Source organism: Pseudocolwellia sp. G5-9, assembly GCF_055808995.1.
Map to the genome: position 1 here is coordinate 2,513,345 of NZ_CM147893.1, position 14,029 is coordinate 2,527,373.

Annotated in this window: 12 protein-coding genes; 6 read left to right on the forward strand and 6 right to left on the reverse strand. The window is 35.7% G+C overall.

The annotated features are described in order from the left end of the window. Window positions 1–63: 63 nt before the first annotated feature. The gene (locus tag AC0L5Q_RS10785) at window positions 64–681 is read right to left on the reverse strand and encodes a tetratricopeptide repeat protein (protein WP_473607663.1); all 618 of its coding nucleotides are present in this window, start codon (window positions 679–681) and stop codon (window positions 64–66) included. A gap of 220 nt (window positions 682–901) precedes the next feature. On the opposite strand from AC0L5Q_RS10785, the gene AC0L5Q_RS10790 reads away from it, so the two are divergent. Then, window positions 902–1,918 carry a DUF484 family protein gene (locus AC0L5Q_RS10790; RefSeq protein WP_473607667.1) on the forward strand — a complete coding sequence of 339 codons (1,017 nt, stop codon included), beginning with the start codon at window positions 902–904 and terminating at the stop codon, window positions 1,916–1,918. Window positions 1,919–2,007: 89 nt separating this feature from the next. Here AC0L5Q_RS10790 and AC0L5Q_RS10795 read toward each other — a convergent pair whose 3' ends face one another. From AC0L5Q_RS10795 to AC0L5Q_RS10805, 3 genes are all read right to left on the reverse strand, one after another. Beyond that, entirely contained in the window at window positions 2,008–3,405 is a 1,398-nt protein-coding gene (locus tag AC0L5Q_RS10795; RefSeq protein ID WP_473607671.1) for a M20/M25/M40 family metallo-hydrolase, read from the reverse strand. Window positions 3,406–3,901: 496 nt separating this feature from the next. After that, a complete protein-coding gene (erpA, locus tag AC0L5Q_RS10800; protein ID WP_076417178.1) occupies window positions 3,902–4,243 on the reverse strand; it encodes an iron-sulfur cluster insertion protein ErpA in 342 nt (113 codons plus the stop codon). Window positions 4,244–4,297: 54 nt separating this feature from the next. Next, window positions 4,298–5,053: a DUF6776 family protein gene (locus AC0L5Q_RS10805; protein ID WP_473607678.1), complete on the reverse strand. Its 756-nt coding sequence runs from the start codon at window positions 5,051–5,053 to the stop codon at window positions 4,298–4,300. A gap of 195 nt (window positions 5,054–5,248) precedes the next feature. Here AC0L5Q_RS10805 and AC0L5Q_RS10810 point away from each other — a divergent pair, with 195 nt between their 5' ends. The 4 genes from AC0L5Q_RS10810 to hemL all read left to right on the forward strand — a co-directional run bounded on the left by AC0L5Q_RS10810 (window position 5,249) and on the right by hemL (window position 9,744). After that, the gene (locus AC0L5Q_RS10810) at window positions 5,249–6,874 is read left to right on the forward strand and encodes a chloride channel protein (RefSeq protein WP_473607683.1); all 1,626 of its coding nucleotides are present in this window, start codon (window positions 5,249–5,251) and stop codon (window positions 6,872–6,874) included. Beyond that, a complete protein-coding gene (locus AC0L5Q_RS10815) occupies window positions 6,874–7,305 on the forward strand; it encodes a CopD family protein (RefSeq protein WP_473607688.1) in 432 nt (143 codons plus the stop codon). The genes AC0L5Q_RS10810 and AC0L5Q_RS10815 overlap by 1 nt, the downstream gene beginning before the upstream one ends. A 131-nt stretch (window positions 7,306–7,436) precedes the next feature. Next, a complete protein-coding gene (locus tag AC0L5Q_RS10820; protein WP_473607692.1) occupies window positions 7,437–8,444 on the forward strand; it encodes an aspartate carbamoyltransferase in 1,008 nt (335 codons plus the stop codon). Between the two features lie 16 nt (window positions 8,445–8,460). Next, window positions 8,461–9,744, forward strand: coding sequence for a glutamate-1-semialdehyde 2,1-aminomutase (gene hemL, locus AC0L5Q_RS10825; protein ID WP_473607694.1), 1,284 nt, complete (start codon window positions 8,461–8,463; stop codon window positions 9,742–9,744). Between the two features lie 129 nt (window positions 9,745–9,873). On the opposite strand, the gene AC0L5Q_RS10830 is transcribed toward hemL, so the two are convergent. Together AC0L5Q_RS10830 and mrcB are read right to left on the reverse strand one after the other, a co-directional pair. Beyond that, the gene (locus tag AC0L5Q_RS10830) at window positions 9,874–10,287 is read right to left on the reverse strand and encodes a hypothetical protein (protein ID WP_473607697.1); all 414 of its coding nucleotides are present in this window, start codon (window positions 10,285–10,287) and stop codon (window positions 9,874–9,876) included. 356 nt (window positions 10,288–10,643) lie between these two features. Beyond that, window positions 10,644–12,974, reverse strand: a complete 2,331-nt coding sequence (gene mrcB, locus AC0L5Q_RS10835; RefSeq protein WP_473607701.1) for a penicillin-binding protein 1B — start codon at window positions 12,972–12,974, stop codon at window positions 10,644–10,646. A gap of 144 nt (window positions 12,975–13,118) precedes the next feature. Here mrcB and miaA point away from each other — a divergent pair, with 144 nt between their 5' ends. Then, window positions 13,119–14,024, forward strand: a complete 906-nt coding sequence (gene miaA / locus AC0L5Q_RS10840) for a tRNA (adenosine(37)-N6)-dimethylallyltransferase MiaA (RefSeq protein WP_473607704.1) — start codon at window positions 13,119–13,121, stop codon at window positions 14,022–14,024. Window positions 14,025–14,029 lie beyond the last annotated feature (5 nt).

Sequence of the window (14,029 nt, forward strand, 5' to 3'; positions counted from 1 at the left end):
TGCCCTAAATTAAGCGAATTAATGAGCATTAATTTCGCTTTCAACATAAAACCACACTATAAATCAATATTCGGTAACTTTTGCCGCATTAATCACTCGTTCTGGCATTTTATCGGCAAGTTTTAGTAGTAACATAGATATTTGTTTATGCTCTTTTTTATCGTCTGTAACGGCATGATGAAGTTGAGAATAAAGTGCGGGAAAATCTAACGGACTGCCAAAGCCTTGGTCATATATTTGCGCTAATCGAATTTGAGCTTTTAAGTTTTTTAGGGTTGCAGCTTCTTTTAGGTAACGAATCGCTTTATCTACATCCACCTGAACAAACTTTCCTACATGGTAATATCGGCCGAGTTGTTCAAGCCCTTCAGCTAAACCTTGGTCAGCAGCTTCTTGCATGTAGTAAAGTCCTAATTCAACGTCTTTTTTCACACAAACACCATAAGCCAGCATATCTCCCCATAAAAACTGGTAAGAAGGCATTTTTGATTTAATCGCCCTCGCTTCAATGTCTTGTACAAGCTGACAATCATCTAAAACAACTTGCCCTAAATGTTTATTTTCTTTAATTAGATCTAATAATTCATTATCCGTATATATTTGTACCACTTTTAATGTTTCAGCAGACGACAGAAAAGAAATAAATATGAAAAACAACAGTGAGAAAAAAGATAACTTCATAAGACAACCTATTAATATTTAAAAGTAGTATGACTTAGGTCAAACATTATGTTTATTATCGACCATTAAACAAAAATATTGAGCATACTAGTAAAACTTTATTTAACTATTACAACTAACAAAGCAATTTTAATACCATAAAATGGCCATTGAATGCTTGCACAATAGTTAGGTTCATATAACAATGTTCCTTTAAAGTATTTTTAAAAGAGTTAATTAAATGTCTGAACTAGAACAATTAATTGAAAATTCTAAAGCTAATGAAGCTATTTCTAAAAAACTATTTGAAATTGAAACAGAAGTTTTAACGTCAAATTCTAGTGATGAATTGCTACAACGTTTATTAAACTCTATCAAAACTAAATTCAATTTAACCAATATCCGTTTGTTGTTAGTTGACCCTACACCTATCTCATTTCTTATTAATGAAAATATAAAATCATATTGGTATCAACAAAACACAACCAGCGTTACTCACAACCAATTAAAAAAATATCACCTCAACAATCAACCTTTCTTAACTGACAATATTCAAGAGTTGTTAGTAAACTTTTCTCAAGAAACATTAGGTTCAGGACAATCTTTTGCGCTAACGCCTTTAATTCTTGAGAATAAGCTTTTTGGTAGCCTACTATTTACTGATATAGATAAAACACGCTTTACCCCAAGTTTAGGTACCTTTCATTTAGAACAACTCGCGGTAAAAGTAAGTTTATGTTTATCAAATGTATTGGCTAGAGAACAGTTAGAATATATTGCCAATTACGATAGGTTAACAGGCGTTGCTAATCGTAGATTAATGGAAGCATCAATTACTGAAGAGTTAATTAGGCAACAACGATATGGTGTTTCATTTGCCGTACTTTTTATTGATTGTAATAAATTTAAGAAAATTAATGATACCTATGGTCATGATTGTGGTGATCAAGTACTCATTTATGTTGCTCAACAACTTAAACACTTAATTAGAGAAAATGACCGTTGCTTTCGCTATGCAGGAGACGAGTTTGTCGTAACATTAGCAAGTCAAAACTATAATGAAGCATTGATGGCCGCTAAAAGGCTCTGTCAGCATTTTATCGACAACCCTATGCCATACGAAAATAAACTTTTACCTATTACAATAAGCTGTGGAGCAGCAGTCAGTGACGGTGAATCAAGTATGAATGAGTTATTAAAAAAAGCTGATCAGCAACTTTATATGAATAAGAAAATGAGTGAATTTGAAGCGGAGTAAATAACGTAATCAATAAATATCAGGTTCAACTTAAAAACAATAAACACTTTTAAATTGAACCCTACTCAAACTAAAAAAATCCCAACCACCTAATGGCTAAAGTCAACGCCAGATTGAGCCGCAAAGTAAGCAAACATAGTATAAATTGCAGTGTTATGCTTTAACGCTTTAGCATCTACCTTATCTAGCGTATCGTTTTCTGTGTGATGATAATCAAAATACAAGCTACCATCAGGCGCAAAATTTACACTAGGCATACCTGCTTCACTCATTAAACTCATATCAGATTGTGCTTTAGCTGTATTCGTTTTACTCACACCAACACCTAAAGGCTTAAGGTACTGTGCAAATTCATGTAACGCTGGCAGTGATTTTTTACCCACACCAGTTCTCATTTCATAAATAGGACCTACGCCAAAATCCCATTCAGCGCCAATAACATGGCCTGTCATATCACTTTTACGCTTTTCAACATACGTTTTTGCGCCAACTAATCCTATTTCTTCAGCCGCAAATAAAATAACGCGAATAGTACGCTTAGGTTTAACCGCTAATTGTGCAATATGATGCACTGTTGCCATCATCATACCGACACCAATACCATCATCAACAGCGCCTGTTCCAACATCCCAACTATCAAGGTGAGCACCAAGCGTTACATATTCATTTGGAAATTCACTACCCGTTAATTCACCAATAACGTTAGCTGTTTTGGCTACCACCTTAGGATCGCTATGAGAGGTTAGTTTTAAGAAAAATTCTACATCATCAGAACGTTTTAATTGATTAAGTAACATATCGGCGTCTGGATTTGAAATACTTGCTGCGGGTATTGCTTTACCACCTTCGTCATAACGTACAGACCCCGTATGAGCTAAACGATTGTTGTCTGTACCAATTGAGCGGATAATAATAGCTGAAGCGCCTTTTTTAGCGGCAACTGCTGCACCATTTTTACGTGCTGCCACTGCGGGTCCATATCCTTTACCATCAATATGTCTTTCCATACGGTATGAGATAAAAACAACTTTACCAGTTAAGCTATTATCTGCGGCAGCTTCTAAATCTTTGAATGTATTAAAGTGAGCTATTTTACCTTTAATACCCTTATCACCGGTACCTACGCTACCACCTAAGGCAATTGCAACGACTTTATGCGGATAAGGAGCAATAACTTTCGCTTCTACTTCTCCTCTATGCCAATAGGTTGCTGTTACATCTTCAGTCCACACTTTATCAAAACCGAGTGTTTTCATTTTATTAACAGCCCAAATTATTGATTTTTTATCGCCTTCAGATCCAACTAAGCGATGACCTACTTCGGTTGTTAAAGATTCAATTAAGTTATACGACAAATCAGACGTTAATGCCGTTTCTTGCAACGCCATGAGTTGCTTTTGTTCGTTAGTATTAAGCACATCAGCACTTACCGCTGTACTCAACAAAGTAATTGAAAACAGCCCTATTTTTAATAAATTATTAAACATTGAAGTTCCTAAACGTTAATTATATACCCGTTACCACTCAAGAGGCTATTTCAGAGTGCTTGAGCGATATCAATTCAAGGCAATGCTTTGCAATAATGGTCGTTTCCTTATAAAAAGCATTAACGACGAAGTGATTTTGCTCAAGCGCTTCTCCGATGGCTCTAAAAACAATTTATGCTTCGTTATTAACTTTAGTCAGGTTCCTACACGGATGTAGGACATTAGGGTAACGCAGGAGCAGTTACCGAGAATAACCATGACGTAAACTTAATGCCTTGCCTAAATTGTTTTTAGTTCCCACTGAAACCTGCATCTTGAATGATAACGGGTATAATTCTACAGTATTCATAATAACTAGACGACATGCAAACGTGTTGAACGAACAAAAGGGGCAATTAAACGCAGAAAAAATATTGAAGAGTAATGAGGTAAACTTTATTTTCAGTTTAGATAAAAGTTTACCTAAACTGAAAATAATACTGAAAAAGTCATGGTATTAGATAGAAAAAGAAGAACCACAGCCACACGTTGTAGTTGCATTAGGATTATTAACTAAGAATCGACTACCTTCTAAGCCTTCAACATAATCAACTTCACCGTCAACTAAATACTGAATACTCATTGGGTCAACTACCATAGTGACGCCTTTTTTCTCAATAGTCATATCCCCTTCATTTACTTTTTCGTCAAAAGTAAATCCATATTGAAAACCTGAACAGCCACCACCTGTTACATAAACACGTAACTTAAGCTCTGGATTTTCTTCTTCAGAAATTAAAGCAAGTACTTTGGTTGCTGCTGCGTCTGAAAATTTGATTGGTAATTCTGGGCTAGACATAATTCTCTACTTGATACATTGAAACTGTGGGTGATTATCTTAAACTTGACTGTTTTAGTCAAGTATTATAGGGATCGATTTAGCGAAACGACCTAATTTAATATTCCATTTATAACTTTCTTCTAAGCGGTGGTATTTCTGCCAACGCCCTTTCGGTAAAGTAATGATAATATTTATTTTTTCTGGCGAGAAATCTTCTGGCAAAGAGAATACACCTTCAAGCACTTGAAAAAACTTAAAACTAAAAGAAAGATCTTTCTGAGTGAGTTCTGATATATCGCTCAGGTTTAACACGATGGTTTTATTTTCCAAACTGCCTGAAATTTTAATATCAACAAAACCTTTGGCATATCTTTTTTGTAATAACTGGTGAACTAAAAATACTCTAAAATTATATCGATTTTCTGTTTCGGTTTTTGACACAATAAAGTCATCAAGCACAACACCATCAGCTTGCTTTTCAGGGGCCATAATTTTTTCATAAAAAGCCAATTCTTTTTTCAGCTGATAATGTTCATTTTCCACATCTTTAAGTAAAGCTAATGACCTTTTAGCCGCCATCTTTTCCACTTCTAATTCAGCTTCTAAGGTATTTATTCTTTTTATTTGTTCCGCTTCTTGTTTATACAAAAGCTCTAATCTTTTTTTATGATAAGATAAAGCTTGTGATTGATACCCATGAAAATAATTACCAATTCGATAACCAACAAAAATACACGTGATTATCAAGGTCATCAACAATAACGATGAACGAAAGACACCTAATTTATGCACAAAAGCATTAAGATTTATTTTTGCTAACCAATTCATTTAAAAAGTATTAATATGTTAAACATTATAAGGAACTATTTTTACATCATATGCTGTTAATGAATCTTTTACTAAGATTACTTTATCAATGCATATTAATGTAAATAACAACTACCGCTTTATGATTTATTAATAATGATATTATTTTCATTAAAAAAACGTTTATCGCTCCCAATAACCTCTTGGCAACTTTGCATGCTCGCAACTATAGGTGGCGCACTATCAGCGCTACTTATTGTTGGCTTTACAATCACAACAGACGCTTTACAGCTACTATATTTAAGCGAAAAGGACAACTATAACAGCTTAAGTAAAGCAAGTCGTTTCATAATGCCTATAATTGGCGCGATAATTATATTATTAGTTTCTTGGGTTACTGGGTATAAATACTTACGTACCGGCATCCCCTTTGTTTTGCACCGTTTAAAAGTCGCTTACGGTGAAATCCCCCTACGTAATACTATCAACCAATTTATTGGTAGTGCCGTTGCTTTAGCTTCAGGGTTTTCTGTAGGGCGCGAAGGCCCCGCTATCCACCTTGGCGCCGCATTTAGTAGCTATTTAGGTACATTATTAAAATTACCTCATAACAGTATTCGTACCTTATGTGCTTGTGGAATTGCAGCAGCAATTTCAGCAAGTTTTAATACACCACTTGCGGCCGTTATTTTTGTTATGGAGGTTATCCTTCGCGAATACAAAGTTCATATATTCATTCCTATAATGATGGCATCTCTTGTCGGCTCTATGATCACCAGTAGCACTTTAGGCCCAGCTCATGAATTAGAATATTTTAATAATATCGCCTTGGAGTTCGCACATTACCCTGTACTCATTGTATTTGCTATTGCAATTGGTATTGTGGCTTTTGTTTTTAATCGCTACTTAGTTTTAATTATTAAACACTCAGAAAAATTTCACATTGTTAAGCGCCTACTTTTAGCCGCAATAATTACGGGTGCTCTCAGCTATGTTATTCCTCAAGCAGTAGGCACCAATATAAATGCTATTAGCTTTTCTCTTGGAGAAAACTCTTCTCTAGTTCTCATTACGGGTTTGTTAGTTGCTAAAATAGTGATGACAATATCAGCGTTAGGTTTAGGGATACCAGGAGGCGCTATTGGCCCTATTTTAGGTATAGGGGCAATAGCTGGAAGTTGCGCCGCAATAATAGTGCAATTATATTTCCCCGAAGCTCATTTAACTAATGACTTAGCTTTAATGGGAATGGCAGGCATGATGGCTGCAACATTAAATGCGCCATTAGCCGCATTAATTACGGTTGTTGAGCTATCAAATCAATTAGAAATTATTGTACCGGCTATGGTAGTGATTGGAACTGCATGTGTAATCTCTGGACAATTTTTTGGTAATCGCTCTTTATTTGTCATGCAGCTTGAAGTTCAAAATCTGACTTACCGCAAACCTCCCTTAGAAAAGTCATTACAGCGCATCGGTGTTTTAGGATTAATGAACGAACATTTCACCATTAGTCACAAACTTTCAGAACAAGAAAAAGCAGAACATTTAGAGCAAGCCAACGAGTACGGTTTACTATTAGATAGAATTGATAATAACAACGCAGAAAATAGCTTATATTATTGGCTTCAAAGAGATGATTCAGACCCTAACAGTCAAGTAATTACTAATCACCTATTACTACCATTACATGCGCAATCAACTCTAGTAGAAGCCTATTTACTCTTGGTTAAAAAACGTAAAGGTGGTGTTTATATTTATGGTGAGAATATAGACGACGTTTTAGGAGTTATTACTTTTGAACAAATAAGACGCTTTTTAATTGAAGGAAAAATACGTTAATGACAACTTTATTATGGCTAAAGGCTTTTCATGTTGCTTTTATGACAGCATGGTTTGCTGGTGTATTTTATTTACCACGCCTTTTTGTAAATCATGCTGAAACACAATCAAAAGAAGTGGCTGAACACTTAAAAGGAATGGAAAAGAGATTACTCTATTTTATCACTCCTTTTGCTTTTCTCACTATCGGCTTAGGGATTGCGTTAATTAATTATTATGGAATAGATTGGTTTATTGCTTCCAAATGGCTGCACGTAAAACTTAGCTTAGTAATTTTAGTAGTTATTTATCACATATATTGTTTTAAGTTAGTTAACGACTTTCAAAATGATAAAAATACAAAGTCAGGCCGTTTTTATCGCTTGTTTAACGAATTACCTGTTTTCGCCTTATTTGGTATTATTATTCTTGCCTATGTGAAACCTTTTTAGTTCAAAAGCGGGACACGATTACCGTAATTTTCGTTATCTTCAATAGTCTTTTATGCTATATTCCCGCTCGTTCTTAATGAATGTACAAGCAAGCGCTCCTTACAAAACCAACTACATTTAGGTATATCAACATGATGAAATTTGAAGGAAGTCATATACTTTCTGTATCACAATTTGATCGCGATGCCATCTCTCGCATTTTAGAAATATCTTCTCTTATGGCGCCTTATGCTATGAGAAAAAAGCGTTGTACCGTGCTCGACGGGGCTATTTTAAATAACTTATTTTTTGAACCAAGCACACGTACTCGTGTAAGTTTTGGTGCGGCATTTAATTTATTAGGTGGTTTTGTTAGAGAAACTGTTGGTGAAGAAAACTCATCATTAAGCAAAGGCGAATCGCTATTTGACACCGCGAGAGTTATTAGCGGTTATTCCGATGTTATTGCCATGCGCCACCCTAAAATGCATTCGGTTGAAGAATTCGCACAAGGCAGTAGTGTTCCTGTAATCAATGGTGGTGACGGAGCAAATGAACACCCAACGCAAGCCTTACTTGACTTATTCACTATCAAGTCTGAAATGGCTCCGTTTAACAAAAATTTAGACAATTTAAATATTACCCTAATGGGTGATTTAAAACATGGCAGAACCGTGCATTCTTTATCTAAACTCTTAAGCTTATACAATAATGTAAAAGTGACTATGATATCGCCAGATGCTTTAAAAATGCCAGACAGTGTAATATCTACATTGACGAATGCGGGTCATGAAGTTATTCAAACAGACAAAATAGAAGGCAATCTCGCGTGCGATGTTATTTATCAAACACGTATTCAACAAGAGCGTTTTGCCAGTAAAGATGAGGCTGATTTATACCGAGGCCACTTTAGTTTAAATAAAGAAATTTATCTTCAGTATTGCAAAGAAAATACGGTAATTATGCACCCTCTACCAAGAGATTCTCGCCCTGATGCAAACGAACTTGATAACGACCTCAATGATCTAAACAACCTCGCCATTTTCAGACAAGCACAAAACGGTGTATTAGTGCGTATGGCGCTTTTTGCACTAACACTTGGTGTTGAAAATAACCTGACCAAATTTGAAAAGCCAGTGACTTGGCATACAGCGAAATAAATATTGGAACGACAAAATGAATAAATCTGAACAACTTTTTGAAAACGCACAACACATTATTCCTGGTGGCGTTAACTCTCCTGTAAGAGCTTTTAACGGCGTAGGCGGCACACCCTGTTTTATTAAACGCGCAGACGGCGCCTATATTTACGATGCCGACGATAATGCCTACATTGATTACGTAGGCTCATGGGGACCTATGATTTTAGGTCATAATCACCCTGCTATTTTAGAAGCTGTTATTTCAACAGCAAAAAATGGTTTAAGTTTTGGCGCCCCAACCGAACTTGAAATTACCATGGCTGAAAAAGTTAAAGAACTTGTGCCATCAATGGAAAAGCTTCGTATGGTAAGTTCAGGCACAGAAGCAACCATGAGCGCTATACGTTTAGCTCGTGGTTATACAGGCCGAGATAAAATATTAAAGTTTGAAGGTTGTTATCACGGTCATGCCGACTCGTTACTCGTTAAAGCGGGTTCTGGTGCATTAACCATGGGTGTACCTAACTCTCCTGGTATACCTGCTGATTTTGCTAAACATACACTGACCGTTAGCTTTAATAATATTGAAGAAGTAAAAGCAATTTTTACTGAATATAAAGACGAAATCGCCTGTATTATTGTGGAACCCGTGGCAGGAAACATGAACTGCATTCCTCCTGTAGAAGGATTTCTTGAAGGTTTAAGAGAAGTTTGCGATCAACACAACAGTGTCTTAATTTTTGATGAAGTTATGACTGGATTCAGAGTTGCACTCGGCGGTGCTCAAGCTCATTATAATATTGTTCCTGATCTTACAACGTTAGGTAAAGTTATTGGTGGCGGCATGCCTGTTGGCGCCTTTGGTGGTAAAACAGAAATAATGGATTATATCGCTCCTGTAGGCCCAGTTTATCAAGCAGGCACCCTATCAGGTAACCCAATAGCGATGGCAGCAGGTTTAGCGTCGTTAACTGAATTGTCTCAGGGCAATAAACACCAACAGTTATCTGAAGGCACTAAAAAACTAGCCCTTGGATTAAAAGCGATGGCTGAAAAAAATAATATTGCACTAAGCGTAAACTACGTAGGCGGCATGTTTGGATTTTTCTTTACTGATGCAAAGGAAACCATTACAACTTATGCGCAAGCAACGGCATGTGATAGCGAAAGATTTCAAAAATTCTTCCATTTAATGTTAAAAGAAGGTGTTTACTTAGCGCCATCAGCCTTTGAAACGGGCTTTTTATCAACGGCTCATACTGATGACATTATTGATAAAACATTAGCTGCAGCTGATAAGTGTTTTGCTCAATTATAATGAGAATTAATACCTGTCATTCGTGATATTGGTACGGCTCTCCTCAAAATAAAAAAGGTAGATATGCATAACATATCTACCTTTTTTATTAGCTAATTAATGTAATTGTTATAACTTGAACGATGCTTTTCAATCATCCGATAAATTTGATTTAGCTTTTAAGCTTTCCATTTCATGTGTAAGCCAACTATGCGCTTCTTGCCAGCCCATCTCTAATCCAGAAAATATTTTAACATTCCAATCATCAACTTTTCTTAATTCAATCAGCTTTTCAATTTCGGTTTTATTATTTTGATTATAATAAACAAACGCAATCGCTTTTAATTGTTCATGCGAGGCCATAGTTAACTTAGCCTCAAATGTCATTTCAAATTGGTGAATATTGTTAATCAATAACGCGAAACAACTCGTCATCGCCTCCTTCAAAACCTGATGGCTTTCTTCAACCATTTCTAAGGTTAGTTCGATACCATCATCAATAACCACTTCAATAATATTGTTTGGTAATACGGTAAGATATGCAAAATCTAAGCGTTGTTTCATATTTACCTCTGCGTGACTTTATTTTACGTCAACTTATAATCTGTATGAAATATGTAATAAATATAGCTTCCTGTGCTGAAGGTTTAGCTAACGCTTTACGTTAATTAAACCCTATAAAACATAAATAAATACGCGAAAAACTCATTTAATTTTCTATTCACAATTACTAACATAGAAATATCATAGGAGCAAAATGTATAAAGATCCGATATTGATGCTTAATTGTTAGAGTAAATTTTTTAAAACAGCGAGTTATATTTCCTCTTGTAATATAACACCCTATAAATAACTTATTATTAACAAATTGTATACAATTAAACAACAGCATTTAACATAAAAATTTGAATAAAATTTTTCTAATTCCCAAACAATTTATCCAGCCATGAGCGTTTTTTAGATGATGGACGAGTACACGTTTCCAGTTTTTGAAGATAGTTGCTATTCGCTGGCAAAGATATTGTTTCACTACAGTTATCTGATACAGCATTACCCGTTTCTTTTTCAAAAGTTACAAGCTCAATTCTGTCAGGCGGATTTAAGTGCTTATTGCTAACACCTTGTTTATTCATATAGTCAGCAAATAAAACCAAAGCTCCGCTGCTTCCTGTTAGCTTGGTCGGTTTATTATCATCTAAGCCAACCCAAGACGTAACAAGGTGTTGATTATCAAAACCAACAAACCAGCTGTCTCGTTGATCATTTGTTGTACCTGTTTTACCTAAAATCTCTTTACCTTTAAGGCGCCAAGTTAAGGATTTAGCTGTACCCTGTTTAGTTACTTTAGATAATGCATAATCAAGTAAGTAAGAGGCTTGCGACGAAAACAATTGTGTATCTACCGCTTCAAACTCCCATAACGTTACGTCTTGAGAAGAAATAATACGCGTAATAGCATGACCTTGCTTGCTAAAACCATTAGATGCAATAGGCAAGTAAAACTGGTTCACTTCTACTGGCGACATATTAATTGAGCCTAATAACATAGAAGGCCGTACGGTAATATCTTTATCAAATCCTAATACATGTAAAGTATCAGCAATATTAGTTAAGCCAATCGCCATACCTAAATTAACGGTAGGAATATTTAATGACTCAACCAGAGCATCAATTAAATTAACTTTTGTGCGATACTTGCCATCGTAGTTTTTAGGACTCCATTGTGTGCCTTCATCAGAAGTAAGTGTGATTGGTTTATCTTCTAATACCGTCGCTAAAGAATACTGTTCATAGCGTTCTAACGCCGCTAGATAAATGGCAGGCTTTACTAAAGAACCAATAGGTCTATTCGAATTTATCGCTCGGTTAAAACCGGCATAACCACTTTTTTTACCACCGACAATAGCTTTTATTTCACCCGATTTTATATCACTTACCACCATGGCGGCTTGTAGCTCTCCAGTAGTATCAAGTTTAGGGAGCCGCTCTTCCACTGTTTGTTCTAACAACTGTTGGCTATAATAAGAAAAACCAGTAAATACAGAAATACCTGACTTTTGATCGTATTCGGTCATCAATTCAGCAAGCTCTTGCTTAACCAACTGCACATAACTTGGAAATTTTTGACGAGAAAACCTGCGTGCTTCTCTAACCGTTAATGGCGATTCTATCGCTTTAACAAATTCAGGTTTTGTTAGAAACTCTTTTTCAAACATCAACTTTAAAACTAAATCGCGTCGAGCTTTTGTTTTATTAGGTTTACGCCATGGATCGTAATAACTCGGCCCTTTAACAATTCCTACCAACATAGCCATTTGTTCTGGGGTTAATTGTTCAATACGTTGGCCAAAATAAAACTCAGCGGCTAAACCAAAGCCATGAATTGCATTAGCGTAGTTTTGCCCCAAATACACTTCATTTATATAAGCCTCTAACAAAAGATCTTTGCTGTAGCGATACTCTAAAATTAACGACATTATGGCTTCATTTGCTTTGCGCCATAAGGTTTTATCTCGGGTTAAAAACATATTTTTAACCAACTGCTGCGTAAGTGTACTGCCCCCTTGAACCGTTCTACCCGCTAAAATATTACTGTAAAGTGCTCTTAATATACCTAACGGAGAAATACCTTTATGAAAATAAAAATTGCGGTCTTCAACTAATAGCAAGGTATCAAGCAATAACACCGGCACATCGCCTATAGGAGTAAGTACACGGTCTTCTTTACTTGAAGGTAAAATACGGTCCATTAATATAGGCTCCATTCGAACCAAACTTACCGACTGATTATCTATGTAAATTTTACTTACGCGACCATTACTTACATCAATTTGAACCTTATTTGCCGCCTGCATGTCATTATCAAAACTAAAAGCTCGACGATAAACCACAATACGTGAGCCCGACATAGCATATTCGCCAGCCTTAGTTACTTTACTCACTCGCTTATAGCCAGAAAACTGTAGTGATGAAGATAAAACCACTAAATTGATCGCTTGTGAACGTTTAAACGGTTCAGCTTTGCCATACACTTGAATAGGTACTTCCCAGCGTTGGCCTTCAAACTTGTTTCTTACTTTTCCATCAAGATAAATGCTATAAATCACAAGAAAAAACACAAGAATAAATAGCACTTTAGCAAACGTAATTGCGCCCCAAACTAGCACTCGCCTCGTTTTTGAAACGTTATTTTTTGCTTCAGATGTTGGTGATGATTCTGGTGTTTTATCTTTAGCTTTTTTTACAGACATAAATAGTTTGAATTACATGGTTATTTTTGGAGAAACTTAATATTCGCATTATATACATAACCCTCATCAAATGTAGTAAATTCTAGCCCTGACAATTGCTATACAGGTATAATAATCACGTTTATTATATTAATTGGAAACCCTATGTCAGCTTTCAACCTACTCGTTATTCTCGGCTCTACCGCTTCAGGTAAAACTAAACTTGCAGTGGATCTTGCTCGTTTACTTAATGGCGAAGTGATGTCGGCTGACTCAAGACAAGTATACAAAGGTCTTGATATTGGCAGCGGGAAAGATCTTCAAGAGTATCAAGAAATTCCCTATCATTTAATTGATATTGTAGAGCCGGGTTACGAATATAATATTTTTGATTTTCAACGCGACTTTATTCGCGCGTTTGAAGATATAACTAACAGAAATAAACTGCCTATTTTAGCGGGGGGATCAGCTTTATATGTTGATTCAATAATTAAAGGATACCGATTAGTTGAAGTACCTGAAAATCCTGAATTACGCGCAGAACTCGCAAATCAAAACCATGACATTTTAGTTGAACGACTCAAAACACTAAAACCTAACCTGCATAACACCACTGATTTAATTGATACTCAACGATTAATAAGAGCCATTGAAATTGCTGAAGGTGAAAAAAGCACACCTGAAAATATTGCTTACTTTCCCAAATTAACACCTTTTATTACCGCGATTAATTGGGAAAGAGAAATAGTTAAACAAAGAATAACTCTCCGCTTAAAAGAACGATTAGAACAAGGATTGATTGAAGAAGTAGAACGACTTCATCAACAAGGCGTATCGTGGGAAACATTAAACTTTTATGGTTTAGAATACCGTTTTGTGGCGCAATATCTACAAGGTCAACTCACCAAAAACGACATGTTTCAAAAGCTCAACAGCGCCATTCATTTATTCTCTAAGAAACAAGCTACATGGTTAAGACGATTAGAAAAAAATGGCACTAAAATTCATTGGCTTGATGGTAATCAACCAATCCTTGAGCAAGCCATGAAGAAAATAGCGCAAGCGACTTAAACTCA

Excerpts from the sequence above, each read along its gene's own strand:
- AC0L5Q_RS10785 (WP_473607663.1), bottom strand. The coding sequence starts at position 681 with ATGAAGTTATCTTTTTTCTCACTGTTGTTTTTCATATTTATTTCTTTT.
- AC0L5Q_RS10790 (WP_473607667.1), top strand. The coding sequence starts at position 902 with ATGTCTGAACTAGAACAATTAATTGAAAATTCTAAAGCTAATGAAGCT.
- AC0L5Q_RS10795 (WP_473607671.1), bottom strand. The coding sequence starts at position 3,405 with ATGTTTAATAATTTATTAAAAATAGGGCTGTTTTCAATTACTTTGTTG.
- erpA (WP_076417178.1), bottom strand. The coding sequence starts at position 4,243 with ATGTCTAGCCCAGAATTACCAATCAAATTTTCAGACGCAGCAGCAACC.
- AC0L5Q_RS10805 (WP_473607678.1), bottom strand. The coding sequence starts at position 5,053 with ATGAATTGGTTAGCAAAAATAAATCTTAATGCTTTTGTGCATAAATTA.
- AC0L5Q_RS10810 (WP_473607683.1), top strand. The coding sequence starts at position 5,249 with ATGCTCGCAACTATAGGTGGCGCACTATCAGCGCTACTTATTGTTGGC.
- AC0L5Q_RS10815 (WP_473607688.1), top strand. The coding sequence starts at position 6,874 with ATGACAACTTTATTATGGCTAAAGGCTTTTCATGTTGCTTTTATGACA.
- AC0L5Q_RS10820 (WP_473607692.1), top strand. The coding sequence starts at position 7,437 with ATGATGAAATTTGAAGGAAGTCATATACTTTCTGTATCACAATTTGAT.
- hemL (WP_473607694.1), top strand. The coding sequence starts at position 8,461 with ATGAATAAATCTGAACAACTTTTTGAAAACGCACAACACATTATTCCT.
- AC0L5Q_RS10830 (WP_473607697.1), bottom strand. The coding sequence starts at position 10,287 with ATGAAACAACGCTTAGATTTTGCATATCTTACCGTATTACCAAACAAT.
- mrcB (WP_473607701.1), bottom strand. The coding sequence starts at position 12,974 with ATGTCTGTAAAAAAAGCTAAAGATAAAACACCAGAATCATCACCAACA.
- miaA (WP_473607704.1), top strand. The coding sequence starts at position 13,119 with ATGTCAGCTTTCAACCTACTCGTTATTCTCGGCTCTACCGCTTCAGGT.